This is a genomic window from Tabrizicola fusiformis (genome assembly GCF_013328815.1).
Classification (GTDB): domain Bacteria; phylum Pseudomonadota; class Alphaproteobacteria; order Rhodobacterales; family Rhodobacteraceae; genus Fuscibacter.
In genome coordinates, this window is the sequence record NZ_JABUHN010000009.1 from 115,262 (window position 1) to 141,193 (window position 25,932).

The 25,932-nt window shown below is 67.0% G+C and carries 16 protein-coding genes; 8 read left to right on the top strand and 8 right to left on the bottom strand.

The window, feature by feature from the left end; translation table 11 throughout:
- Window positions 1–66: 66 nt before the first annotated feature.
- The 3 genes from HS053_RS15225 to HS053_RS15235 are packed head-to-tail and all read right to left on the bottom strand — an operon-like array spanning window position 67 to window position 3,338.
- A complete protein-coding gene (locus HS053_RS15225) occupies window positions 67–1,179 on the bottom strand; it encodes a hypothetical protein (protein WP_174212120.1) in 1,113 nt (370 codons plus the stop codon).
- Complete coding sequence (locus tag HS053_RS15230) at window positions 1,176–2,159, bottom strand: hypothetical protein (RefSeq protein ID WP_174212121.1); 984 nt, start codon at window positions 2,157–2,159, stop codon at window positions 1,176–1,178. The genes HS053_RS15225 and HS053_RS15230 overlap by 4 nt, the downstream gene beginning before the upstream one ends.
- Before the next feature lie 54 nt (window positions 2,160–2,213).
- Window positions 2,214–3,338 (bottom strand): rhamnan synthesis F family protein, encoded by a 1,125-nt coding sequence (locus HS053_RS15235; RefSeq protein WP_174212122.1) that lies wholly within the window; start codon window positions 3,336–3,338, stop codon window positions 2,214–2,216.
- 349 nt (window positions 3,339–3,687) lie between these two features.
- On the opposite strand from HS053_RS15235, the gene HS053_RS15240 reads away from it, so the two are divergent.
- Entirely contained in the window at window positions 3,688–6,603 is a 2,916-nt protein-coding gene (locus HS053_RS15240) for a glycosyltransferase (protein WP_174212123.1), read from the top strand.
- A 91-nt stretch (window positions 6,604–6,694) separates the two neighbouring features.
- Entirely contained in the window at window positions 6,695–8,554 is a 1,860-nt protein-coding gene (locus HS053_RS15245) for a coiled-coil domain-containing protein (RefSeq protein ID WP_174212124.1), read from the top strand.
- Window positions 8,555–8,585: 31 nt separating this feature from the next.
- On the opposite strand, the gene HS053_RS15250 is transcribed toward HS053_RS15245, so the two are convergent.
- The gene (locus HS053_RS15250; RefSeq protein WP_174212125.1) at window positions 8,586–13,031 is read right to left on the bottom strand and encodes a heparin lyase I family protein; all 4,446 of its coding nucleotides are present in this window, start codon (window positions 13,029–13,031) and stop codon (window positions 8,586–8,588) included.
- Window positions 13,032–13,364: 333 nt separating this feature from the next.
- Between HS053_RS15250 and HS053_RS15255 the strand changes: the two genes are divergently transcribed.
- Window positions 13,365–14,474, top strand: coding sequence for a polysaccharide biosynthesis/export family protein (locus tag HS053_RS15255; RefSeq protein WP_241699885.1), 1,110 nt, complete (start codon window positions 13,365–13,367; stop codon window positions 14,472–14,474).
- A 54-nt stretch (window positions 14,475–14,528) separates the two neighbouring features.
- Here the strand turns inward: HS053_RS15255 and HS053_RS15260 are convergent, their stop codons facing one another.
- From HS053_RS15260 to HS053_RS15275, 4 genes are read right to left on the bottom strand one after another with little or no spacing between them, the layout of a single operon-like run.
- Window positions 14,529–15,194 carry a class I SAM-dependent methyltransferase gene (locus HS053_RS15260; RefSeq protein WP_174212126.1) on the bottom strand — a complete coding sequence of 222 codons (666 nt, stop codon included), beginning with the start codon at window positions 15,192–15,194 and terminating at the stop codon, window positions 14,529–14,531.
- Window positions 15,195–15,204: 10 nt separating this feature from the next.
- Complete coding sequence (locus HS053_RS15265; protein WP_174212127.1) at window positions 15,205–17,355, bottom strand: glycosyltransferase family 4 protein; 2,151 nt, start codon at window positions 17,353–17,355, stop codon at window positions 15,205–15,207.
- Window positions 17,352–19,088 (bottom strand): glycosyltransferase, encoded by a 1,737-nt coding sequence (locus tag HS053_RS15270; RefSeq protein ID WP_174212128.1) that lies wholly within the window; start codon window positions 19,086–19,088, stop codon window positions 17,352–17,354. Before HS053_RS15270 ends, HS053_RS15265 begins: the two co-directional genes overlap by 4 nt.
- Window positions 19,085–19,525 (bottom strand): hypothetical protein, encoded by a 441-nt coding sequence (locus HS053_RS15275; RefSeq protein WP_174212129.1) that lies wholly within the window; start codon window positions 19,523–19,525, stop codon window positions 19,085–19,087. The genes HS053_RS15270 and HS053_RS15275 overlap by 4 nt, the downstream gene beginning before the upstream one ends.
- 275 nt (window positions 19,526–19,800) lie before the next feature.
- On the opposite strand from HS053_RS15275, the gene HS053_RS15280 reads away from it, so the two are divergent.
- From HS053_RS15280 to rfbC, 5 genes are all read left to right on the top strand, one after another.
- Window positions 19,801–21,243, top strand: a complete 1,443-nt coding sequence (locus HS053_RS15280; protein ID WP_174212130.1) for a glycosyltransferase family 2 protein — start codon at window positions 19,801–19,803, stop codon at window positions 21,241–21,243.
- Window positions 21,240–22,679: a glycosyltransferase family 4 protein gene (locus tag HS053_RS15285; protein WP_174212131.1), complete on the top strand. Its 1,440-nt coding sequence runs from the start codon at window positions 21,240–21,242 to the stop codon at window positions 22,677–22,679. The genes HS053_RS15280 and HS053_RS15285 overlap by 4 nt, the downstream gene beginning before the upstream one ends.
- Window positions 22,680–22,770: 91 nt before the next feature.
- Window positions 22,771–23,898: a non-hydrolyzing UDP-N-acetylglucosamine 2-epimerase gene (wecB, locus tag HS053_RS15290; protein ID WP_347233336.1), complete on the top strand. Its 1,128-nt coding sequence runs from the start codon at window positions 22,771–22,773 to the stop codon at window positions 23,896–23,898.
- A 12-nt stretch (window positions 23,899–23,910) separates the two neighbouring features.
- Window positions 23,911–25,170 (top strand): UDP-N-acetyl-D-mannosamine dehydrogenase, encoded by a 1,260-nt coding sequence (wecC, locus tag HS053_RS15295; RefSeq protein ID WP_347233337.1) that lies wholly within the window; start codon window positions 23,911–23,913, stop codon window positions 25,168–25,170.
- 198 nt (window positions 25,171–25,368) lie between these two features.
- Window positions 25,369–25,932 (top strand): dTDP-4-dehydrorhamnose 3,5-epimerase, encoded by a 564-nt coding sequence (rfbC, locus tag HS053_RS15300; protein ID WP_174212133.1) that lies wholly within the window; start codon window positions 25,369–25,371, stop codon window positions 25,930–25,932.

The window sequence follows — 25,932 nt, forward strand, 5'->3', positions numbered from 1 at the left end:
CCACGCATCCCCATGCAGGGCAGAGGATCGGCGGCGGCAGCGCCGATTCGGCGCCGCGAAGCGGGCTCAACCAAGGCAAATATCTAAAATGCGCCGCCAGATCCGCTTGGGCAGGTTGGGCGGCGGCGGGTCGGTCAGCCGCTCGACCGCGCGAGCGCGGCGGACCAGATCGGCGGCGATGCTCGCCCAGAGATCGGCGGTCATATCCTCGCGCCACAGCGCCGCGGGATCGGGCGGCGGCGGGGAAGCAAGGGAGAAACCGGGCTGCACCTGACGGACCCGCGCCTGAAACGCGGCGTTGAGCGGGGCAAATACCGCATCAAGCGCGCGATCTTCGGCCCGGGTCAGCAACTGGCTGGCAAAGCCACCGGGGGTCGCACGGCCCAGCCCGGCGGCAATGCGCAGCGCCAGTTCGGCCCGGGGCGGCGCCGGCGCGCAAATCCGCGCCGCCGCAAGAACGGCCAGAGGATGGCCGGCATCGCCGGTCGGGTCGGGGTCGGTATCGTCCGGCGGCCCATCGCCGCCGCCAAGCCCCGCCAGTTCCGCCATCCGTTCCGGCGCCGCAATCTGCAACAGCGCGGCCCATGCCCCCCCCGGGGCGGCATGGAGCGTGTCATGATCCAGAACCGTGATTTCGTCAGGCGCGAAACCTTGCAGCAGGTGGTCATAGAGCCGGTTGAAATCCAGCCAGACCCCGGCGGCGACATGGTCGCGCAGCGCGCGGGCGATGAAGGGGCCGGGCGCGGGCGGCACCTGATGCCGCGCCAGTTCCAGCCAGAGCGCAGGCAGCAGGCTGGCCTGCGCGCGGACGGTCAGCACGACCTGCACCGCATCGCCCAGCGCCCGCAGCCGCGCCGCCAGCGCGGGCATGTCCACCGGCTGCGGTCCGGCACGCGAAAACGCCTCGGCCGACAGAAACACATCGGCTTGCGGGGCCGCCGCCAGTTCCGCCCGCAACCGCCGCCAAGGCGCCTCGGCGCCTTCGGGGCCGAAATGTTCCTCGGACAGGCCCGGCAGCGTCATCCAGGCTGCGGCAAGCGCATGGTGGGCGTGGTTCTGCCCCAGATCGGGGTAAAGCACCCCCGCCCGCGCGAGCGCGGCCCGCTGGGCGAAAAGCCGGTCCTGCAAGCCCCGCATTCCGGTCCGATGCACCCCCAGATGCAGCACGACCCGCCTCATGCCGCGCCCCGTTCCAGCAGGCGGCAGGTGGTGATCCAGAACTCTTCGGTCAGGTCTTCGCGCCAGACCGCCGCACCGCTGCCCAACATCGGCCCCATGGCAAAGCCCGGCTGATAGAGCGCCACCCGCGCCGACAGCGCAGCATTCATCGGGGCAAAAACCTCTTCCAGACGCGCCACCTCGTCCCGGGTGAAAAGGGTGCTGCGCCGGTCGGGGCCGAAACTCTGCCGCAGCGCCTCTTGCATCAGGCTGACCAGCGTCCCGGTCAGCAGCCCGGGTTGGCTGAGGCTGGCGGCGGTGAAGGTCGCCAGCGGCTCGGCCGAGATGTTCGCATCCTCGTCGCGCACCGGCACCAGATCGGCGGGGGAAAGCGGCAGGTCCAGTTCCCGCAGCCAGGTGCCGATGATGCCCCCCTCTGCGCGCGTGGCGTGGTCATAAGAGATCAGCCGGATCTGCGACCGGGAAAAGCCGGTCAGAAGATGGCTGTAAAAGCGGTTGTAATCCAGCGTCAGCCCATCGGCCATGCGGATTTCGATCACCCGGTCGAAATAGGCCGGCCAATCGGCAGGCGGGCGGCTTGAGGCGATCTGCTGATAGACCGATTGCAGGAAACTGGCCTGATTGCGTAGCACGCAGATCAGTTGCACCTCATCAAAGGGCGCGGCAAGGGCGGCGAGTTCCGCCATATCCACCCGCCTTGCATTCATCCGGCAGAATTCTTCGCTTGAGATGAACACCGTCTTGTCGCCACCCGCATAGCGTGCCGCCAGATCGGCCCAGGCGGCACGGGCGTCATAATCGGGCGTCGGGCGCATGAATTCGTTCCACATACCCACCAGCGCATGATGGGCGTCAACCGAAGGGCTGGGCGGATAGATCAGCCCATGCCGTTCAAGCAGGTCACGGTTGCGGTGGAACACCTTCTGCAACCGCGTCGTGGCGGTCTTGTGCGTTCCGATATGGATGATCAGCCGTGACACCTGGCCGGGCTCTCCTGTCCTGCGCGGTTCTTGTCGCTGTCTAGCGCGGATTGCCTACAAGGCAACAGCCCGGCCGTCCAAGGCCGTGGTTTGCACGATATGATAGCCCCGCCGCAGCGCCAGAAGCCCGAAAAGACGCTCAAGCGCATGGGCGGTGGTGCCATCCACCTGCCCCATCTCGGGTTCGAAATCGGCGGCGGTCAGGCCGGTTGCGGCAAGTTCGGCCAAAAGCCCCTGCGACACCCACCAGATAGACCCTGCGGCGAAGGCCAGATCGTCAAGCCCCGGCGCAAGGCCCAGCCGCGCCGCCAGTTCGGCCATCCGCGCGCCATTGGCGCCGATCCAGTCCCGCCCGCGGCAGACATGGCCATCGGCCACCCAGAACCCCGCTGCGGGATCGGCGGCAAAGGCCACAAGCCGGGCGGCGCTGCGCCCGGGTGGCGCCAGAATCCCCTCCACCAGCGCCTCGCGCCAGAGGGCGCCATCGGCCCGGTGCGGCGAGGCTTTGGTATGCAGCTTGCAGACCGCCGCATAGGGCGCCAGCCGCCCCGAACCCGCGATATGCAGGAAGGGCAGGATGTCGCGGCCCAGATTGGGAAAGCTCCAGATCTGCGCGGCGGGAAAATCCCGCAGGATCTGCGCCCGGATTGCCGCCTCTGCCGCGGGATCGCCGTCATCGGTCAGGCTGACAAAAAGATCAAAGGCAAAGGGTTGCTCACGCAGGCGGGCGGCGAAGGCCGGCCATTGGTCGCGGTAGAACAGATGCAGCAGCACCGCATGGGGCGCCGTCACACCCCCCGCCGCGGCAATCTGCGGCATCGCGGGGGCGCTGGCGCCCGAGGGCAGGTCATGCGCCGCCCGGCCTTCGGCCCGGCCCCGGGCGATGTAATGGGCAAAGGGCGGCGTGCCCTCGGCGGCCAGAGCCGGGTTGAGGTGCAGATAGGCGCGGGGCGAGAAATCCGGGCTGGGACAAAGGCCCACCGCCTCGCCGACCAGCACATAATGCCGCTCCGGCATCAGGCGGCAGATCAGCGGCATCCGGGGATAGCAGGCCAGATACCAGCCGCGGTCAAACAGCCCGCTGTCACGGATCGCCCGCAGATACCGGCGCTGCGACGGGGTCGGGAACAGAATCCGCGCCCCCAGCACCGCATAGCGAAGATAGCGGCCCAGCTTCATCAGGCGGTCATTTTTTCGGCTGTCCGGCGAATTTCCGGCACCTGCGCACCCTTTGTTCGGGGGCCGCCCTATACAGCCCCGGCTGCAGAACTTATAGACGGGGGCGCGCAGGTTTTTCTACCCCGGATGGCCCCAAAAGGCAGGGTTGCGGCAAGTGGGCAAAGACCGGCCGGAAAGGCATCTTGCCCTCCGCTTGCGGTTCGGTTCGGTTCGGTTGTGGCGGCGTCTTGTTGCCTTCACATCCGGCCGGCAAGCCTGCGCTGTAACGGGTCGGTCCGGTTTTTCGGTCCGATTCGCGTATGAGTTGTTGATCCGGTCCGATTCCAGAACCTTACAAAAGCAGGCTGCCATGATGCTGACACCGCCGATGCAGACACCCGACAACGGGTATGTCGCGCAACTGCGCCGTCATCCCCGCAACGTCTGGAGCCGGTTCCGGGTGGCCTTGCAGCGGGTCGAGGCCGGCGATTTTTATGCGGCGCGCCAGATTCTGGAGGGGATGCGCCACAATCCCGAGATCAGCGAAGACATCCTGTCGATCTACCGCTCGCAGTTGCAGGCAGCCGAACGCCGCGCCGGTGCGCCGGCCAAGTTCAACATTCCCGCCGATTATACCGGGGCCGAGGATACGCGCCTGCTGCGCCCGTTCCGCAAGCTGGATACCGAGCGCACGGTGCCGAAACCCTACCCCTGGGCCATGGCGCTGCCCGGCTTTACCGGCGCGGGCAACAGCACGCGCTTTCTGCAAGAAGCCGCAACGGCGCTTGCCGGCCGCTTCACCCCCTCTATCAACCGGGTTCAGGTGGTGATCAGCGCGCCCGAAGGGACGCAGGCGCAGATCATCGCCGATCTGGCGGCCCTGCGCTTTGCCGGGCGGATCGAGGCGACGCTGTTCGGGCAGACCGACCTTGCCGAACACCCCCTGCCCGGCGGTGGCCGGCTGACCGGCTGCCCGCATCCCTTGACCAGCGAGGGGGGGCTGGCCGAGGTCGGGCGGCACCTGCGCGAAACCGATCTTGTGGTCTTCCTCTCCGGCCCGGTGCGGCTGGACCCGATGCTGCTGCAACGTGCGCTGCAAATTGCCGAGATTTCGGACCGGGTGGTGCAGCCGCTGATCGAACTGCCCGCCAGCGAGGGGTTCACCACGCTTTACGCCGACGAGGTGCATCGCGCCCGCTTCAACAGCCGCTATCCCTTCCGCGAGATGGCCGGGCTTAACCTGATCATCCCGGCACGCCTGTTGCAGGAAATCGGCCTGCCCGACCCGCGCCTGACCAACGGCCTTCTGGCGGCGCGTGAACTGGCCTACCGCGCCTTTGTGCGCGGGGCGTGGTTCCATCCGCTCAGTGTGCCGCAATTGCCGCCCGGCCCGGCGCCGACCCCCGCCGAAAACGAGGTTTACAAGGCACTCTGCCCGAACCACTGGGACCGCAAGCGCGATGTCTGGCATGAGGTGCCCAAGGTCGCGGTCTATATCCCGGCCTATAACGCCGCGAAGTATATCGAGCGGGCGGTGGACAGCGTGCTGTCGCAGGACGTGGCCGATCTTGAGGTTTGCATAGCCAATGACGGCTCGCGCGACGGGACGCTGGCGCTCTTGCAACAGCGCTATGGCGACGAGCGGCGGGTGCGGGTGCTGGACAATCCCAACGGCGGGATCGGCTTTGCCTCGAACTCGGCAATCCGCATGTCGAATTCGCTCTATATCGGCCAGCTTGACAGCGACGATTGCCTGAAACCGGGGGCGGTGCGGCGGCTGATGGAGGTGCTGGACGAAAATCCGGCCCTCGCCTGCGCCTATGGCTCCTGCGAGCGGATCGACGCCAAGGGCGACTACCTGCAGGACGAATATGCCTGGCCGGTCTTCAGCCGCGAAAAGATGATGATCACCTCGATTGCGCATCACTTCCGCATGTTCCGCCGTCAGGCATGGGAACGCACCAGCCGCTTCCGCGAGGATATCGTCAACGGGGTGGATTATGACATCTTCCTCAAGATGTCCGAGGTCGGGCAGTTCCGCCATATCGAGGAAAAGCTGTATCAGCGCCGCTGGCACGGCGAAAATACCAGCCATGTGAACGAACATCACCAGACCGCCAACACCTGGCGCGTCCAGCGCGAGGCGCTGCGCCGTCAGGGCCTGTCGCGGTTCTGGGACGTGCATGTGCCCGACCCGGAAAAACCGCGCGCCGTCAGTTACCGGCGCCGCGAAGGTTGCCCGATGGTCATTTTCTGGCCCGACTATTCGCAGGGCAACCCCTATCAGCGGCTGCTTTACGCCGGGACCGATGCCGAATTCGTGGCGGGTGACATCGACGCCGCCCTTCAGGCGCTGGCAAGCGGCACGGTCCGGCCGGCCGATCTGGTGTTCCACCTGCACTGGCTGAACGCGCTCTTTCGCAACACCAAGACCGAAGATGCCGCCCGCACCTTGGCCGATGCATTCGTGATCAAGCTGGAGCGTCTGCGTGCGGCGGGGGCGCGGCTGATCTGGACCATCCACAACAGCCTGTCGCATGACACGCCCTTCCCGCATATCGAGGTTGACCTGTCGGCCCGCATTGCCCAACTGGCCGATGTGATCCACCTGCACAGCGCCGGTTCCGCCGAAGAGGTGGCCCGCCATTTCGCCGTGCCGCGCGACAAGGTGCGGGTGGCGCGGCATGGCCATTACATCGGTGCCTATCCCGATTTCATCGACCGCGATCAGGCCCGCGCCGCGCTGGGTATCGGTGCCGAAGATGATGTGATCCTGTTCACCGGGCTGGTGCGCCCCTACAAGGGGGTGGAAAATCTGGTCAGCGCCTTCCGCAACATCCTTGCCGAACGTCCGCGTGCGCGGCTGCTGATTGCCGGTCAGCAATGGTTCGACCCGCTGGAGAGCCCCGGCCTGACCGCGGCCGAACGTGCCCGCATCCTGACCACGAACCGCTTTGTCGAGAACGGCGAATTGCAACTGTTCTTCCGCGCCGCTGACATTGCCGCCTATCCCTATCAGAACATCCTGACCTCAGGCTCGGTCCTGCTGGCGCTGAGTTTCGGGGTGCCGGTGGTGGTGCCGCGCGTGGCCATGACCGCCGATGTGCTGGAGGGGGCCGAAGCCGGCGCACTTTACGATGGCGACGGCGGGCAAGAGGCGCTGGAGGCGGCGCTGCGCAGCCTGCTGGCACAGAAGGACAGCGGCCAGCTCGCCCTTGCGGCGCAGAACGCGCGCCGCCGCGCCGAAAGTCAGGGCTGGACCGATTTCGCTGCGGTGCTGGCCTGACGGCCCCGAACCGCAGCACAATCACGCGACGGCTTCACCCCCGGCGGGACCGCCGCTAGGATGGCGGCAGACAAACAGGAATATGTGATCCATGGCTCAGGAAATCGGCAGCACGAAACACGCGGTCCCGCAGGTGGCGGGGTTCGATGTGGTCGCCCCGCTGTCTTCGCGCACCCTGTTCTGGCGCCCGCGCTTCCTGCGCGACTCGGCCGCGCTCGGCCATCTGCCGTTTCTGTTCTGGCTGATCGACACGCTGCGCCCGAAATCCTTCGTCACCCTTGGCGGCGATGACGGGGTGATGCATTTCGCCCTGTGTCAGGCGGTCGAAAAGCTTGATCTGGATGCGCGGGGCTATGGCTTCGGCCCCTGGTCGTCCGATGCCGATGCGGCGGCGACCGTCCCCGGCGATCTGCACGCCTATAACGACGAACACTACCCCGAGCTGTCGCGCCTGTCGGCCAGCCATCCGCAGGCGGCCACGGCAAGTTTTCCGCAGGGGTCGGTCGATCTTCTGGCGCTGCGGCTGGACGGGAATGTGCCCGTCGCCGAATTGGGCGACTGGTTGCAGCGCGACTGGCTGCCCCGCATGTCGGACCGCGGCGTTCTGGTGCTGCACGGGGTCAACCGCGCGCTGGAACGGGGCGGCAGCGACGGAGTGGTCGCGCGCCTCATGGCCGCCCATCCCAATTTCCTGTTCGATGCCGGTGAGGGGCTGCTTTTGCTGCTGATCGGCAGCCAGCAGGATGAGCGGCTGGCCCGGCTGTGCCTGATCAGTCTGGGGGATGCCGGCTATGCCGGTGCCTTGCAGATCTTCGGGCGGCTTGGCGGGGCGATCCGGTCGGAAATGGCCGCGCGGGCCGCGAATGAACGGGCCGCACAGCTTGGCCGCCAGTTGGAGCGCAGCGGCACCGAACTGGCCGACAGCCAGCGCAGGGTGCAGGCCGTGATGGCCGAACGCGACGACCTGGCCCGGCAAGCAGCCCTGCGCGAGACCGAGGCGCAGGCGCAGGCCGCGCGGCTCACGCTGGAGGCCAAGGCGGCCACCGCCCGCGAACAGGCCCTCAGCCGCCGGCTTGAAGACATGACGGCCGATCTGGACGCCCATGCGCAGCGCCAGCACGATCTTGCCACGCAAGAGGCCGAGGTGCAGGCCCTGACGGCCCTGCTGGAAGACCAGCAACGCCTTGCCCGCGCCTTTGCCGCCGAGCGTGATGCCCTTGCCGCCCAACTGGACGAGGCCGAGGCCACCGCCACCCGGCTGGAAGCCGAGCTTGCCGGGCGCGGCGCCGCAACCAGCGCGCAGGATCAGGCCCGGCTGGCCACGCTTGAGGCCGAACTTGCAACCGCCCTTGCCCATGCGCGGGCGCAGGACAGCGCGCTGCAACAGTTGCAGGCCACCGCCGAGGCGCAGCAGGCCGAAGCCGCCCGCGCTCTGGCAAGTCTTGCCGCCGAACGCGATGCTGCCATCGCCGCCCAGCACGGCCGGCTTGGCCAGATCACCGCCGCCTCCGAGGCCCGTCAGGTCGAGGCCGACCAGCTCCACGCCCTGCAACTGCAAGAACTGCAAAGCCGCTGCGATGCCCTGACGGCCGAGCGTGACAGCCTGCGCGCCGAAGCCGCCACGCATCAGGCCGATCTGGACCGCCGTCTGAAAGAGATGGAAAGCCGCTTGCAGGCGCAGGACCGCGCTTTCGTGCAGGAACGCACGCTGCAAGAGGATGAGGTCGAAAACGTCAAGGCGATGCTGCGCGAACAGCTTGCCGCCGCCGAAGAGTTGCGCAAGACGCTCAAGCAGCGGCAGGACGAACTTTCATCGCTGCGGCGCGAGCGGGACCGGCTGGCGACCCATGCCCATGCGCTGGATGATACGGTGCAGCAACTGCTCAACAGCCGGTCTTGGAAGCTGACGGCACCGATGCGCAAGATGCTGGAAAGCGTGCGCCGGCATTAGGGGGCGGGCCCGCAGGCCCGCGCCCCCTGCGCTACAAGGCCCAGATGTTGGTCTGGCCATCGTCAAAGCGGAAATATTCGACGTCGATCAACAGGTCGGTGCCGTCGATCCCGGTCACGATCACCTGATTGCTGGCCGTTTTTGTCAGGGTGTAATCGGCAAGGTTGCCGGTGAAGATCGCGTAATCCGACCCCGCGCCACCGTCGAGCGTGTCATTGCCCGCCCCGCCCATAAGCTGGTCGATCCCGGCCATGCCGAACAGAAAATCATCGCCGTCCAGCCCCATCAGCGTATTGCGCCCGCTGTTGCCGGTCAGGTTGTCGGCAAAATTGGTGCCGACCAGATTTTCGATCTCGATGTAAAGATCCAGCGCGGCATCGCCCCGCGTGCCGCTGCCGGTTTCCAGACCGTTCACCCGGGCACCGTTCGAAAGCGAAGCCGTCACCCCCGAGGTTGAGCGGAAATAGGTGACCGTATCCACGCCATCGCCGCCGATATACCGCTCGCGCCCGCCGGTAGAGCCGACGAACCAGTCATAATCGCCCAGGCCCCTGAATTCATTCTCGTTGCCATCGCCCCAGAACACATCCGCCCGCCCGGTGCCGGTGATCCGCTCGATCGAAGTATAGGTATCTCCGGCGGCCAGATTGGTGTTGTTCGCGGTATTGCCCAGATCGACGACGACACCCGTGGTCACCGCCCCCGAAGGCGGGCGGCCGTTGCTCAGAAGCGGATCAACCGAAACACCCGGCGCGCTGTTGGTCCATTCGACATAGGACACAACATCAAGCCCGGTGCCACCGTCATAGGTATCGGCGCCGGTGGTGGCCACGAACCAGTCGTAATCCCCCAAGCCGCGCAATTCATCCGACCCGGCCGATCCCTTGATTCGGTCGGCATAGATGGTGCCGGTCACCCGCTCGATATTGCTGATCAGATAGCTGTCCGGGCCAGAGGTGCGGGCCGTGCCCGCCGTCAGGTCAAGGTCAAGACGGTATTGCGCATTGGTGCGCCCGGGCGTGTCGGGCAGGCCCGCAAAGCTGACCATGTCGCGCCCGTCGCCGCCGTCGATGGTGTCCGATCCGGTGCCGGGGTTGATCCAGTCATTGCCGCCCAGACCGTCGATCTGGTCGGCCCCGGCGCTGCCCGACATGTTCTCGGCCCCAGTGGTGCCCCGGATGATCTTTGGCCCCTCGGCGACGACAAGCGCCGCAACCTCTGCATAGGTCAGGGTCGCATTGTTGAAGACAACATATTCGACATCGTTCGAGATCAGGTCCACGCCTTCGGCAGAGGTCAGCACCAGCGAGGTTGCCCCCGCCACCACGGAAACCGCCGCGGTGGAGACATTCAGCACCGCCCGGTCGGTTCCCGCCCCGCCATAAAGCGTGTCATTGCCGGCCAGCCCCGCCAGCGTATCATCGCCGTCGCCGCCCGACAGCCGGTTCGCCCCGGCATCGCCCCGGATGTCATTGGCCAGAAGGTTTCCGGTCAGGCTCAACCCTGCGGTCGCGGTGGCATCGGCGGCCCACAGGTTTTCGACAAACACGGTCGAACCAAGGCTCAGGCTGATCGAGGCAAGGATCGTGTCATTGCCTTCGCCCGTCGCCTCGAACACGCGGTCGCCGGCGCTGTCCACGATATAGGTGTCGTCGCCCAGAAAGCCGCGCAGGCTGTCTTCGCCGCCGCCGCCGTTCAGGATGTTGTTGCCATTGTTGCCGCGCAGCTCGTTCGCGCTGGCCGAGCCGGTAAGGTTCAGCGCGCCGGTGGTGGTCTGGTCATCCACCCGCAGCACTTCCACCTCGGCATCGGCATCCAGCGCAAGGCTGACCGTGGTGCGCACGGTGTCAAAACCGCCGCCCGCCGCCTCGACAATGCGCGTGGCGGCGTTCACCACATAATAGGTGTCGGCATCGGCGCCGCCCGCCATTGTATCGGCCCCGCCGCCGCCGCGCAGCGTGTCATTGCCCGCCCCGCCCGAGAGGCTGGAGGCGAGGGTGGCGGCATAAAGCACGTCATGGCCATCGCCGCCGTCCAGCGTGTCGGCCCCCTCGCCGCCGCGCAGGGTGTCATTGCCGTCTTCGCCCCACAGAACATCATTGCCAACACCGCCCAGCAGGCTGTCATCGCCAAGGCCACCGCGCAGCACATCGTCGCCCGCTTCGCCGTTCAGCGTGTCCTGTCCCGTGCCACCTTCAAGGCTGTCGTCGCCCTCGCCGCCGGCAAGGCTGTCTTGCCCGTCGCCGCCATAGATCGTATCGGCGGCGCCGTAACCGAAGATGCGGTCGTCCCCGCCGCGCCCTTCCAGCCGGTTCAGGCCGTTGTTGCCGCGCATTTCATTGGCGCTGTCATCGCCCGCAAGGTTGATCGCGGTGAGGCCCGCCTGATCGGTGGTGAAGATGAATTCGATCTCGTTCAGCGCGCCCGCGTCAAAGCTGACCGCGGCCCGCACCGTATCGGCGCCTTCGCCCGCAAGCTCCAGAATGGTGCTGCCCAGACCGCCGACCAGATATTGATCATTGCCCGCGCCGCCCATCATCGTATCGGCGCCGGTGCCGCCGTCGAGCGTGTCGTTGCCGCCCTCGCCGCTCATCAGGTCGTCGTCGCTGCCGCCATAAAGCAGGTTGTCCCCCGCCCCGCCTTCCAGCGTGTCAAAGCCGGTGCCGCCGAACAGACGGTCGCCGTCGCCCTCGCCGCGCAGGAAATCATTGCCCGCGCCGCCCTCGATCAGGTCAATGCCCGCGCCGCCGTAAAGGTCGTCATCGCCATCGCCGCCGAACAGGCTGTCATTGCCCAGACCACCCAGCAGGATGTCATTGCCCGCCTCGCCCATAAGCTGATCGTCGTCATCGCCGCCCAGCAGGCTGTCATGCCCGTTACCGCCAAAAAGCGAGTCGTTGCCGCCGCCGCCGTCCAGCGTGTCATCGCCGCCAAAACCAAAGATCTGGTCATGGCCCAACCGGCCCGACAGCAGGTTCAGGCCGTTGTTGCCGCGGATTTCATTGGCGATATCGCTGCCCGTCAGGTTGATCGCGGTGGTGGCCTCCTGATTGTTGGTGTTGAGGATTTCGACCTGACCGGCAGCGCCTATGTCATAGCTGACAGAGGCGCGCACCGTGTCGCGCCCGCCGCCCAGCACCTCGACCACGACATCGGCACTGTTGTCGATGGCATATTGGTCATCGCCCGCGCCGCCTTCCAGCGTGTTGTTGCCTGCCCCGCCTTCCAGCGTGTCATTGCCGTCGCCGCCGAACAGCCGGTCATTGCCCGCCTCGCCCAACAGACGGTCGGCATGGGCATCGCCGTAAATCCAGTCGTCGCCCTCGCCGCCCAGCAGGGTGTCAAGCCCGTCGCCGCCGCGGATCGTGTCGTCACCCGCATCGCCCAGAATGCTGTCGGCGCCGCCCAGACCACTGAGCAGGTTGCGCCCGGTGTTGCCCCGGATGGTGTTGTTGCCATCATTGCCGGTGCCCGCCAGATGTGCCGCCCCCCAGAGCGTCAGATCCTCGACATAGATCGGCAGGGTGTAATCGACATAGCTCTGAACAAGGTCGCGCCCGCCGGCATCCGCCCCTGTCAGCGGATTGCCCAGCCGCTCGTTCACCACATCGCCGATGTGGTTCACGATGTAGAAATCGTTCCCGGCGCCGCCATACATGGTGTCGGCGCCCCAGCCACCGTTCAGCGTGTCATTGCCGCCGTGGCCGAAAAGCTGCTCCGGCTCCAGAAAGCCGATCTGGTCGGCCTCGATGTCATCGGCGCCATCGGTGCCGTTGATCGGCGGGGCCGGGTCGGGCGAGGTCAGCGATACATCACGGAACTGCACCGCGATGGTTTCGGGCGCCTGCTCGCGGTAGACACCGAACTGCGCATAGGCGCCGATCACGTCATTATAGCCAAGCGGCCCCGTATAATCGACGATCAGCACATTATCGAGGTAGACCCGCAGCATCCCCGCGCCGTCCGCCGCATCGTCGAAGACCACTTCAAAACGAATGCTGTAATACTGCCCGCGCACGATGGGATCGGTCGCCAGATACATCGACATATTGGCAGGGGAGGCCGTCGTCTGCGCATTGGGGTCGGTGCGGCCGACGATCTCAAGCCGCTCGCCGCGCAATTGCAGGGCAAGGGGCGGGCTGGCCGCGGCGTCCAGCACCGTGCCATCCGGCGCGATATCCTCGGTCTGGTGGAACTGCGCCAAGAGCAGCCAATCGGCGGTGTTCGCCGCCCCCGGTTCCACCATGAATTCGAATTCAAAGACGAAGGCCCGGCCTTCCTGCAACTTTTGCAGCGTGACGATCTCACTGCGGTTCTTGCCAAGGGCCAGATCGCTGTCGGCATCCGGCACGCCCGTGCCGCTGTAGTAATCGTCGGCGCGCACTTCAAAGCGAAAATTGCCATTCTCCAGAACAGACTGGCTCCAGGTCTCTTCAGCGGATTTGGAGAAGTAGGTTCCGTCGGTCAGAAAGCTCATCCGGTCCTCGCAGGCGCAGCGCCATCATTAGAATCAAATCAGGTTGATCGTCAGCATTCCAGAAACAATCCCGAATTGTGTGGCGGCTTCTGGTCAAAATCATGGTCATTGCCGTGCGAATCCATTGATTTGGGCAGAATGACAAGGCGGCAAAGCCCATGGCAGGCAAGGTGCCGCAGCGCCCGACACTTGGGCAGGGGGCCGACGCGCGGCAAAGATGTTGTGGACAACTCCGCCGATCCCGGGCGGCCCGGGCTTTTTTACCTGTCACCAACCGGAACCGGCTTGTAGACAGAACCCGTCCTGACTGTGCCACCGCCTGGGGAGGTTGACTTGCACCGGATTATGTCCTCCTCGCTCTTGCTTGCCGGGGCGCTGGCACTTTCGTCCTGTGCGCCCCCGCGTGGCGCCGCCCTCTCGACCGAGGTTTTGCACGCCCAGGACGACAAGGATGCCAATTATCAGGTGGTGCCGGTTTCGCGGGAAAATGTCGGCGGGCTGGCAAGTTGGCCCGCGACGGGCGGGGCTGGCGGCTATGGCTGGCTGGCGGCACGCCAAGGCCCGGAAACCCCGGTGATCCGCAGCGGCGACCACATCAGCCTTGTCATCTGGGACAGCCAGGAAAACTCGCTTCTGGCGGCCGAGTCGGAAAAGGCGGTGGCGATTCCCAATCTGGTCGTCTCCAGCTCCGGCTCGATCTTCGTGCCCTATCTGGATGAGGTCGTGGTCAACGGCCAGACCCCCGAACAGGCCCGCAAACAAATCCAGGAGGCGCTGGCGCCTATCGTGCCATCGGCGCAGGTGCAGCTTTCGGTGGTCGCGGGGCGGCAGAACTCGGTCGATCTGGTCAGCGGCGTGCCAAAGCCTGGCAGCTATCCGCTGCCCGACCGCAATTACACCATCCTCAGCCTGCTGGCACAGGGCGGCGGCATCGCGCCGTCGCTGCGCAACCCGGTGGTGCGGCTGATGCGCGATGGCAAGCGGTATGAAATTCCCGCCGCACGGCTGTTTGCCGAACCGGCGGCAAACACGCTTTTGCGCGGCGGCGACCAGATTCTGGTCGAGGCGGATCAGCGTTACTTCACCTCGCTGGGCGCCACCGGCACCCAGAACCTGATCCATTTCGAGAAGGATGAGATCACCGCCTTGGAAACCCTGTCGATGATCGGCGGGCTTGAGGCCAGCCGCGCCGATCCCAAGGGCGTGCTGGTCTTGCGGGAATACCCCGCCTCGGCGGTGCGGGGCGATGGTGCCGGTCCGTCACAGCGCGATGTGGTCTTCACCTTCGATCTGACCTCGGCGGACGGGCTTTTCGCGGCGCGCAGCTTCAAGGTGCATCCGCTGGACACGGTTCTGGTGACCGAAGCGCCCTTGGTCAGCACCCGCAGCGTGCTGGGCCTTCTGGGCAGCCTGATCGGCGTGGCAAACTCGGTCTCGAACTGAAAGCAAAGGGGCAACCGGCGACGGTTGCCCCTTTGCGCGCGGTCAGGCGCCGTTTCAGGCCCTGACCAGCATCACATCGTTATACATCATGCTTTGCAGCGCGAGGTAGCGGAACTTCCACGGGTTGTCTCGGCAGAACTCATGCACCGCGCGGGCGACGCCGCAATGGAACATCCCCACCGGCGACCAGACCGAATAATCGTTGAAGATCAGCGCACCCTCCGGCTTGAGCTTGGGCACAGCCGCCTCGATATCGCGTTTGACCCCCTCATAATCATGGTCGCCGTCGATATAGATCACGTCAAAGTAACCATCCGGCACCTTGCGCATGTTGGTCGAACTGTCACCGGCATGGGTCTTGACCGGACTGCCGCGCTGCGCAACCGCCGCCAACACCGCCTTGTTGGTCAGCCGCGTCATGTCGATGTCGAACAGATGCAGCTTGGACGGCTGGCAGCGGTTCAGGATTTCAAGCGAAAAATCGCCGCGATCCACCCCCACCTCGGCAATCGCGCCACCCTTGGGCAGCCGGTCCAAGAGCGCCAGCCGGTTCGGCAGCACCTCGCAGCCGGCCAGCTTATCTGCCGAAAGCTCGGGCGCGGGGTGGTGATAGCGGCCCTTCTGGGCGGTGAATTCCTTCAGCGCCGCCGCAAAGGCGCGGCGCTTCTGTTCAACCTCTTCAAAGGTGACCTTCGGCTTCTTGGTGGGCAGCAACGACATGGGTTTGACCTCAGAGGTGGAAGAAGGTTCGGGTGAAGGCGTCGATGTCATGCGGTTTCATCGAACGCGACAGGGCCTCGCGCTGCGACAGGATATCGCCGGCATCGGCAAAGGCGATCACCGCGTCAATCGCCGTGGTGATATCGGCATGAACATGCGGCGAAAACAGCGACCGCGCGCCGGGCCAGTCATGGACGACCGGATAGCAGCCCGAGGCGATCCCCTCCATCACCGACGTATGGCAGCCCTCGCTGTCGGAGGTGGACAGGATGGTGCCAACACCGCGATACCATTCCTCCATATCCGTGCCGGCCGGATCAAAGCGGATTGCCCCGGCGACGGCGGGGTCGGAATAGACGCGGGCAAAGGTCTGGGTAAAGCGGGCGCGCTCTTCGGCATCCTTGTTCCACACCCAGTCGATCTGCCACGGCATGACCGAACGCACCGCCAGCCCAAAGCGCGGGTCACGGGCCCGCAGCGCCGCCAGAAAGTCGATGGCGCGGTCAAACCGCTTGTGCGCAAAGGGGTTGATGCCGACAAGGCCCAGCGTGAACCGCGCTTGCGGCAGCTTCGGGCGACGCAGTTGCGGCCAGTCGATGAACTGCGGCAGCACATGGATGCGCGCGGGGTCCATCCCGAATTGCCGCACCATGAGATCGCGGAAATGATCCGAGACCACGATCAGCGCATCGACCGCAGCCCAGTTCACCCGGGCCGGAAAATCGCGGTAGGCTTCAAAGCGGTGCAGCCGCACGATCAGCTTGCTGCCGGGCCGCTTGTTATGGCTGTGCCAGACCGCATTTTCGCAGGCCCATTCGCAAAAGACCGTGTCGACATCGGCGGGCACATGCGGCTTGCCCGCAGGTTTCGTCGTGCTGGCCCAGCGTTCATGGCTGATCCGCACCATGGGTTCGGCCTGCACCCGGTCAAGGAAGGGGCGCAGGAACTTGGCGTCATGCGTCGCCACCAGCACATGACGCGGGACTACCGTCAGCGGGGTTGCGGCAAGCCCGTCATGGCCGCGGATCGCCCGGCCCAACGCCCCGGCCAGCCGCCGGGCGGAAAAGCGCGAGGCCACCTGCGCGATGCGGGCAAGGGCATGGTCATGCGCGGGGCTACCCTTGCTGCGCAGCATGGCAATCACCCGGGCCTGAACATCCTCGGCCAGAATATCGACCAGATAGGGGTATTCATCCCCGAACAGGGCGCGGTTCAGCGCGGTATCGTTCAGGATCGGCACCACGCCGGCCGTGCAGAACTCGACGATCTTGGTGGAAATCTCGATCACGTCGTCATAGCGGGCATGGCGCAGGCACCAGGCGAAATCGGCTTCGGCCATCTTGGCCTTGGCCTGCGCATGCGGCAGGCCGGTGGCCAGCGCGACATGCGGCTGCCGCCCGGCGGCGATTTCGGCGCGGAAGGCGTCCATCTCGCGGAAGAACTCGGGATAACGCGGCCGCCATGTGTCCTTGCCCGCAATCAGGCTGAGACGCAGGCCCGGCTCGCCCGCCATGCGCCGGGCAAGGTTGATCAGCCAGTCGATGCCGTAGTGCAGGTCGATCTTGCCGGAATAACACAGCACCGACAGCGCCGGATCGCGGGCCGGCGGAGCTTCGGTTCCGTCATGAAAGACGATGGGGGGCACGACATGAACGACATGCGCCGGATAATCGAAAAGACTTTCCATCGCGTGTTTCGCAGGCTCGCTCTGCACCACGAAAGGCGTGCGGGCGGCGCGGCCCAGCGTCAACCACTCCGGCTCATCCTCGGCAAGGTCGGGAATGGCGCCGGGCGCATAGCCGACGATACGCGGACAGAACCCCGGATCGGCCAGCAGAGCCGAAAGATAGGCCGCCCCCCGCACAAAGATGCGGTCAAAGCGGCCCTCGCCCGCCTCCCAGTCGCGCAGGGTGCGGGTCAGGGTCGCGGCCTCAAGCCGCTCTGCCACCATGCCGGTGGCGCGGGCAATCTCGGCGGCATCGACCAGCCGCAGCCGCGCGGGCACCTCATCGGCCAGAATACGGTCGGTCAGCGGATGACTGAGCAGCACCGTCACCTGCAAATCCGGCAACAGCGCCATCAGCTTGCAGACGTTCAGGAGCCAGATCGTCGAACCGTCGATCAGGTTGAAATTCTGCTCTGCAAGAATGGCCACCTTCATGCGGCGCCCTCCGCTGGCGGGCGCTGTCCGGGTGGCAGGATTTCCTCCATCACCGAAGCGACCGTGCGGAACAGCGGCGCCTGCGAGCGGGGAACCGGCCCCAGCACCTGCAACCGCCAGCCCCGTTGCAGCGCGATGCGGGCGGCATCCATGATCTGCCGGTTCAGGCGCATGTCGTCGATCGACCACAGGCCCGCCCATTCACCGGGGTCGTCCGCCGCCTTCAGCCCGGCCCAGTCGATCACAAAGCGCCCCGGCTCAGCGGTGGCCAGCACCTCAAGCAGATTGGCGCGGGTCAGCCGGGTGATACGCTGATCGGTGTCACCGGCCGCTGCGGGCGGGCCGATCCGCGCTTCATGCGGGGCGCCCAGCATGCCCTGCAACCCCACCCGCGGCAGCGCGGCCAGATCAAAGCGCTGCGGCTGCGGTGCAGCATGGGCAGGCGTTTCGGCAGCGCCGGGCGCGAACATCTGGTGATTGCGGGCGCGCTCGGCCTCGGTCACGGCATCAAGATGGCGCGACAGGGGCAGGATGCGCCGCGCCCAACCAAGGTTGGGGTCGAGCGGCGCCATGCGCGCCGGATGCCCGCCGGTCAGGGCGGAATGCACCATATCGGCAAGCCCGGCAAGGTCGCCCTCGGCAAACAGGCTGGCGCCGATTTCGGCGGCAATCTCGGCCAGAGGCGGCAGGTCCGACATGAAGACCGGCAGACCATAGGCCGCCGCGGCATAGGGTTTGATCGGCGGCACCAATTCGGTGACGGGGGTGCGGCGGCGGGGCATCACCATGGCGTCGCACAGCGTGTAATAGCTGGCCACCTCGCCCTCGGGCAGTTGTGGCAGGAAATGGATATGCCCACCAACCGACAGGCGCGCCGCCTGCGCCCGCAGCGCCGCTTCGGCCGGCCCCTGTGTGCCGGCGAGACCGCCGATCAGCCCCTTCGGCGCATCGGAGCCCAGGATCAGCGCATCGACATCCAGCGCTGCGCGCCCGGCCGCACCCCGCCGCAGCAACGCGATCAGCTCCACCAGATCGCCCACGCCTTCGTAATCCGACAGCGACCCGATGTAGCACAGCAGATATTGCGCCCGGCACCCCAGGCTCTCGCGCGTGACCTTGCGGTCGATCCGCCCCGGTTCCGGCACGCCATTGGGCACCAGATGCACCCGGCCCGCCGGAATGCCCCGGCGCAGCAATTCGTCCCGCATCAGGGCGTTAAGGGTGAAGACCGCCCGCGCCCCAAGGGCGGTTTCGGTTTCCTGCGCGCGCTCGGCCTCTTCGGCGGCGGGGTCGGCGCCCATCTGCCAGAAACCACGCTGTTCATAGAAGAACGCCGCGCCGACACGCCCGGCGGCCCGTCGCGCAGGTTCCGCCGTCTCCCAGTTCGAGGCGCCCAGCACCGCCGCCGGGCGAAAGACCTCAAACGCCTTGGTCAGGGCGTCGGCCATGGCGTGCAGGCGTTGGGTCGGACGGGCGCCGGGCAGCGGCGGCAGCGGCAGGCTGATATGACGCACCCCGTCGATGCTCTGGTCCAGGTCCACCGGCTGATCGGCAGGAAAATCCTCGATGTCCCAAGGCCGTCCGGGACGGGTGAAAACGATCACCTCATGGCCCGCCGCCGTCAGAGCGCTGGCCATGGCATGGGTGCGCGCTGCATAGCCGTTTGACGACCACGGCCGGGCATGGCTGACCACATAGGCCAGCCGGCGCGGCAGGCGCCAGGCGCCGCTCATATCCGCGTCTCCGGCATCAGGGGATGGATCGAGCGCCGTTCCTCCCAGCCTGCCACCAGATAATGCACAAGGGGGTTGATCCCGGCGGCCTTCACATCGGGATAAAGCGCCAGATAATGCGCGGTGGAAAAGCCCGGCCCCGGATCACGCCCGTCCGCTGCGCCATGCAGCAGATAATGCAGCGCCGGATCGGCACCCGCAGCCGCGACATCGGGGTTTTGCGCCAGATACCATCCGGCATCGAACAGCCCGCAATCGCGCAACGCCCGCACCTGCCAGCGCCGCCCCAGCCGCGGCAAGAGCCGCATGATCCCGCGATAAAGCGCATTGGCCCGGCGCGGACGCACAAAGGGCTGCGGCGCCTGCCCGCGCAGCCGATGCGCGGCCTGTTCCTGCGTTTTCAGGGTGATGAACAACGCCTCGGTCCGGCGCTGCATCTCCAGAACCCGGGGGGGGATACCATCCGCCAGAGGGTCGCGGCTGCGCGAAGACAGATCAGAACTTGGCAAGCGGGTTCCCGGCTGGTGTATCACAAAAAGGGATTGGATCGGGCTGGTATCTGGCGGTAAATGGCCTTGATCCGGTCCAAAGTAAAGGGACTTTGCGCCCCCGTGGCGGCCCCTTGCCCAGCCGGAACGGACCGCCGCCCTGCAATGGAACCCCCCGCCATGCCCCCAGATCAGCCCGGTTTCCGCCTTGTCGCCGGTGCGGCATGACGCGGAGCAAGGGTCTGATCCGGCATCTGATGGCGGCGCTGCCCCCCCGGCGCTGGCGGCTGCCGGCCGGTTTCGACGCAGCAGGCTACCGCAGGACATCGCCCGATCTTGCCCCCCTGTCCGATCTGCGGCTGATGCTGCATTTCCTGCGTCACGGGCGGCGCGAGGGGCGGTTGCCCTGCGCCTTGCGGGCCGCCCGGCTTGAGGCAGAGGTCTGGGCCGGGCAGGACGCCGCCCGCGCCGCCCTTGCCCAGCCCATGACGGGGGATGAGGCGCTCTGGGCGCGGGTGGCTCTGGCCCGGCTGGCCGGGGCAGCGGGCGACTGGCCGCAGGTGGCGGCGCTGCTGGCGGGACAGGCGCAGGCTTTGGCCGACCGTCTGGGCCTTGCGGCGCCCTTCTGGCTGATGGCCGAGGCGGCGCTGCATCTGGGCGACAGGGACGGCGCGGCGCAGGCGCTGCGGTGGGGCGCAACCCTTGCCCGCCGCGACCCCGCCGCGCCCTTGCTGCGCGCCGCCTTGGCCGGTTGGCAGGATGGGGCGGGGTGGCATTCGGCACTGCAACCGCTTTACCATGCCACTGGGCTGGCCGCACCGGAGCTGCGCCCTGCCCTGCCCGGGGTCACGCCGTTTGACAGGCTGACCACGCCCGGCGGCCCGGCAATCCACGAAGGCCCGCTGGTCAGCGTGATCTTGCCCGCGCGCAACGCCGGGGCGACGATCGACACCGCGCTGGCCGGGCTGGTGGCGCAAAGCTGGCAGATGCTTGAGGTCTTGGTGATCGACAACGGATCGACCGACGACACTGCCCGCCGCGCGGCGGGCTGGGCCATGCGGGAGCCGCGTATCCGCCTTCTGGACGGCAGGCAGGCCCGCGGCGCCTATGAGGCGCGCAATCTGGGGCTGGCAGCGGCCAGCGGAGAGGTGATCGCGCTGCATGACGCCGATGACTGGTCACACCCCGACCGGATCGCGCGACAGATGCAGGCGATGGCCGCCGCCCCCGCCAGCCTGTCGCATTGGGCAAGGATGAGTGCGGGGCTGATCCCCGGCTGCTGGCGCCCCGATCTGCCGGTGGTGCATCCGAACCTGTCGTCGCTGATGATCCGGCGCGCGGTGGTGGCACGGATCGGCGCGTGGGACCGGGTGCGCGCGGGGGCGGACAGCGAATTCATCGCGCGGCTGCGGCAGGTCTTTGGTGCAGGCGCGGTCGCAGAGGTGATGCCCGGGGTGCCGCTTGCCTTCGGACGGCAGCGCGCAGGTTCCCTCAGCCGCGACGGGGCGACGGGGCTATTGGGTGCAGGCGCTGCGGCGCGGGCGGACTATCTGGCGGCGGCGGCAGAATGGCACCGTCAGGCCGGGCAACCCTGCCTGCCGCCATATGGCCCCCGTCCGTTTGCCGCCCCCGCCGCCCTCATCCCCGATGCAGAGGGCACGCCATGACGATCACCGGGCGCCTGCGGGCCTTGCTTGCGCGCCCGGCGCTGCGGCGGACGGCGCTGTTCGATGCCGAATGGTATCTGGCCAGCTATCCCGACCTTTGCCCGCCCGGCAAACCACCCGCCGACCCGGCGCTGCATTATCTGGCCCATGGCGCGACAGAGGGGCGCGACCCGGGGCCCCTGTTCTCGACCAGCGGTTATCGGTTGCAGGGCGGTCCGGCACGGGGCAATCCGCTTTTGAACCACCTGAGCGGGGCGGGCGGGCAGGCGCTGCCGGTCTTTGCCGGAACCGGCGGCGCCGCCCCGCCGGGCGCCCCGGTGGTTCTGTTCTTCGGCCATCAGGCACAGGGCCAGCAATTCGGCGCCGAGCGCAGCCTGCTGACGATGCTAGAGCGTGCGGGCCGCGCCGGGCTGGCCGTCGAACTGGTGCTGCCGCATTGCCAGAGCGCCGATTACCTGAACGCCTGCCGGGCGCGGGCGCGGGCGGTGCATCTCTTGCCCTATCCGTGGCGCCGGGCCGGGGTGCCGCCGCATCCCGCCACCCTTGCCGCGATGGAGGCGCTGATCCGCCGCAGCGGCGCGGTGGAGGTGCATCAGAACACCGCGGTTCTTGACGCGCCGCTGGTCGCAGCGCGGGCGGCGGGGGTGGCATCGGTCGTGCATCTGCGTGAATTGCCTGCCGAGGACGAGGCACTTTGCGCCCGGCTGGGCCTGCCGGCCGAGGCGCTGCGGCACGCCCTGCTGACACAGGCCGACCGTTTCGTCGCCAATTCCGAAGCCGTGGCGCGCTGGCTGGACCCGGCCGGGCAGATGCCGCAGGGGCGAATGGTGATCCTGCCCAATGTGGTGGACTCGGGCCTGTCGGCCCTGCCCTTTGCCCCGGCCGACCCGCCCCGGGTGGCGCTGATCAGTTCGAACACTGCAAAGAAGGGCATCGCGGATATGGTCGCCACCGCCCGCGCCTTTGCCGCACTGGGCGGGCGGGCCGAGTTCCGCTTCATCGGGCCGGCAAGCGCCGATCTGGCGGCCCTTGGCCCGCTGCCGTCCAATCTGCGGCATTGGGGCTATGCCGCAACCCCGGTGGCGGCGCTGGCCGAGGCGGATGTCGTCCTTTGCCTGTCGCATTTCGCCGAAAGCTTTGGCCGCAGCGTGCTTGAGGCGATGGCGGCGGGGCGCCCGGTGGTTACTTATGACCGGGGCACCCCCCCGGCGCTGCTGGCCGGGTCGGGGGCCGGGCTGGTGGTGCCTGCCGACGATCCGGCGGCGGTGGCGCAGGCGCTGGGGACGCTGCTGTCAGACCCCGCGGCATTGCGGGCCGCTTCACAAGCCGGGCGGGTCCGGGCTGCGGTTCTGGCCGAAGCCGCCGCTGCGGTTCCCGATGCGCTGATCTTTGCCCAAGCTTTGGGCAATGCCCATAACTTGGGCGGGAAATCCTGACCTGCCACCCAAAGCGGCAGCCTGTCGGGTTGCAATTCCGCAGCGGACGGGTATTCAGAGGCCGCATTTCATCACGGGGCAGGTTCATAGGGTGAAAATCCTGATCGTTTTCGGAACCCGGCCCGAAGCCATCAAGATGGCGCCCGTCGTCAAACGCCTGACATCCACGCCCGGCCTGCAAGTGCAGGTCTGCGTTACGGGCCAGCACCGCCAGATGCTGGATCAGGTGTTGGACCTGTTCGGCATCGTGCCCGACATCGACCTGAACATCATGCGCCCCGGTCAGGATCTGACCGACATCACCGCCGCCGTGCTGACCGCGCTGCGCGATGTGCTGGCGGCGGGCAAATATGACCGGCTGCTGGTGCATGGCGACACCACCACAACGATGGCCGCCACGCTGGCCGCCTTTTATGCCCGGGTGCCGGTGGCGCATGTCGAGGCGGGCCTGCGCACCGGCAACCTTGCCGCCCCCTGGCCCGAAGAGATGAACCGCGCCGTGGTGGGCCGCATCGCCGATCTGCATTTCGCCCCGACCGAAACGGCCCGCTCCAGCCTTCTGGCCGAGAATGTCGCGGCAGACAGCATCCATGTCACCGGCAACACCGTGATCGACGCCCTGCAAGAGGTGGTGGCCCGGCTTGAGGCCGACCCGGCCTTGGGCAGCGGCATCGCGGCGAGTTTTCCCTTTCTCGACCCGACACGGCGGATGATTCTGGTCACCGGCCACCGGCGCGAGAATTTCGGCGCCGGGTTCGAGCAGATTTGCCACGCGCTGAAGCAGATCGCGGCGGCGCGCGATGTGCAGGTGGTCTATCCGGTCCACCTCAACCCCAATGTGCAGGAACCCGTGCGGCGGATTCTGGGCGATGCCCCTTCGGTCCATCTGATCGCGCCGCAGGACTACCTGCCCTTCGTCTGGCTGATGAACCGGGCGCATCTGATCATCACCGATTCCGGCGGAGTGCAGGAAGAGGCGCCGGCGCTGGGTAAACCCGTGCTGGTGCTGCGCGACACGACCGAACGGCCCGAGGCGCTGGCGGCGGGCACCGTGCGGCTGGTGGGCACCGATGCCACCCGGATCGAGGCCGAGGCGCTGCAGCTTCTGGACAGCCCTGCAGCCTATGCCGCAATGGCCCGCGCCCTTAACCCATATGGCGACGGGCGGGCGGCAGAGCGGATTGCCGCCGTGCTGGCCCCCGTTCTGGCGCCCGGCTGAGTGGAGGAACAAGTGCCCATTTTCAAAACGATTTCTGTTATCGGCCTTGGCTATATCGGCCTGCCCACCGCCGCGCTGTTCGCGGCGCGGGGGGTGAATGTGATCGGGGTCGATGTCTCGCCCCGGGTGGTCGAGACGATCAATGCCGGCCGAATCCACATCGTCGAGCCGGAACTGGCCGGCATCGTCCATCTGGCGGTGACGGCGCAGAAACTGCGCGCAACGCGGGTGCCCGAACCCGCCGATGCCTTTATCATCGCGGTGCCGACCCCCTTCACCGAGGGTCATGCCCCCGACCTCAGCTTCATCCGCGCCGCCTGCGAGAATGTGGCGCCGGTGCTGGCGCCCGGCAATCTGGTGATCCTTGAAAGCACCTCTCCCGTGGGGGCCACCGAACAGATGGCGGCATGGCTGGCCGAATTGCGCCCCGACCTCAGCTTTCCGCAAGACGCGGGCGAAGCGGCCGATGTGCAAGTCGCCCATTGCCCCGAGCGGGTGCTGCCGGGGCAGGTGGTGCGCGAACTGGTCGAGAATGACCGCATCATCGGCGGCATGACCCGCCGTGCCAGCAACATGTCGGTGGCGCTTTACAAGATCGTGGTGCGCGGCGACTGCGTGGTGACCGATGCCCGCACCGCCGAAATGTGCAAGCTGACCGAGAATTCCTCGCGCGATGTGCAGATCGCCTTTGCCAATGAATTGTCGATGATCTGCGACCGGCTGGGCATCGACGTGTGGGAGCTGATCCGGCTGGCCAACCGGCACCCGCGGGTGAACATCCTGCAACCCGGCGCCGGGGTGGGCGGGCATTGCATTGCGGTGGACCCTTGGTTCATCGTCGCCTCGGCCCCGCAGGACGCGCAACTGATCCGCGCCGCCCGGCTGCGCAACGATTCCAAGCCGGGCTGGGTGCTGGACAAAGGCAAGGCCGCCCTGTTCGACGCGCTTGCGGCCGCGCCGGGCCGCAGCCTGTCGGATATGACGGTCGCCTGTCTGGGGTTGGCCTTCAAACCCAACATCGACGACCTGCGCGAAAGCCCGGCGCTGGAGATCACCCGCAGCTTTGGCGCATTGGGCTGTCAGGTGCTGGCGGTCGAACCGCATGTGACCGAACTGCCCCCCGAACTGGAGGGGCTGCCGGTGCGGCTGGCCGATCTGGAGGCGGCACTGGCAGCGGATGTGATCTGCGTGCTGGTCCGGCATGATGCCTTTGCCGGGCTGCGCGCCCGCCTGCCCGCCGGGGCGCGGCTGATCGACGTGGTGGGTCTGTGAACTGCCCGGCCCGCCAGCGTGAAAATGCCTGCTCCTTTGGCGCCCGGAGCGTCAGAATGCTGCAATGCGGCAGAAATTTCGCCAAGGGGCCGCGCGGCGGTCGCCAAGGCGCGCGGCTTGCCATAAAATCCTTCCAATTTCATATTAACCGCCAAGCCTGCCGGCCTCTGGCGGATCAGCAGAACACGGGAGTTGCCTTTGCAGATTGACGAAACCGCCCTTCCCGGGGTGCTTATCCTGACGCCGCGGCGCTTTGCCGATGACCGCGGCTTCTTCTCCGAGGTCTGGAACCGCGAATCGCTGCGCAAGCTGGGCATCGACATCGACTTCGTTCAGGACAACCATTCCCTCAGCCGCCCGGTCGGCACGGTGCGCGGCCTGCATTACCAGTCCCCCCCCCATGCGCAGGACAAGCTGGTGCGCTGCGGCGCGGGCGTGGTCTTTGACGTGGCGGTGGATGCGCGGGTCGGCTCGCCCACCTATGGCAAATGGGTAGGGGTCGAGCTTTCGGCGGAAAACGGGCGGCAATTGCTGATCCCCAAAGGGTTCCTGCACGGCTTCGTGACGCGGGCGCCCAATTCCGAGCTGCTTTACAAATGCTCGGACGTTTATGCGCCCGATTGTGACGGCGCGGTGCATTTCGCCGACCCCGATCTGGGCATCGACTGGGGCATTGCGGCGGATCAGGCGGTTCTGTCGCCCAAGGATGCGGCGGCGCCCCGCTTTGCCGACTTCCGCTCTCCGTTCAAGTTCGGGGGATAA

Bases quoted from the DNA above. Each gene is read 5' to 3' on its own strand.
- HS053_RS15225 (WP_174212120.1), bottom strand. From the start codon at position 1,179: ATGAGGCGGGTCGTGCTGCATCTGGGGGTGCATCGGACCGGAATGCGG.
- HS053_RS15235 (WP_174212122.1), bottom strand. From the start codon at position 3,338: ATGAAGCTGGGCCGCTATCTTCGCTATGCGGTGCTGGGGGCGCGGATT.
- HS053_RS15240 (WP_174212123.1), top strand. From the start codon at position 3,688: ATGATGCTGACACCGCCGATGCAGACACCCGACAACGGGTATGTCGCG.
- HS053_RS15245 (WP_174212124.1), top strand. From the start codon at position 6,695: ATGGCTCAGGAAATCGGCAGCACGAAACACGCGGTCCCGCAGGTGGCG.
- HS053_RS15250 (WP_174212125.1), bottom strand. From the start codon at position 13,031: ATGAGCTTTCTGACCGACGGAACCTACTTCTCCAAATCCGCTGAAGAG.
- HS053_RS15260 (WP_174212126.1), bottom strand. From the start codon at position 15,194: ATGTCGTTGCTGCCCACCAAGAAGCCGAAGGTCACCTTTGAAGAGGTT.
- HS053_RS15265 (WP_174212127.1), bottom strand. From the start codon at position 17,355: ATGAAGGTGGCCATTCTTGCAGAGCAGAATTTCAACCTGATCGACGGT.
- HS053_RS15270 (WP_174212128.1), bottom strand. From the start codon at position 19,088: ATGAGCGGCGCCTGGCGCCTGCCGCGCCGGCTGGCCTATGTGGTCAGC.
- HS053_RS15275 (WP_174212129.1), bottom strand. From the start codon at position 19,525: ATGCAGCGCCGGACCGAGGCGTTGTTCATCACCCTGAAAACGCAGGAA.
- HS053_RS15280 (WP_174212130.1), top strand. From the start codon at position 19,801: ATGACGCGGAGCAAGGGTCTGATCCGGCATCTGATGGCGGCGCTGCCC.
- HS053_RS15285 (WP_174212131.1), top strand. From the start codon at position 21,240: ATGACGATCACCGGGCGCCTGCGGGCCTTGCTTGCGCGCCCGGCGCTG.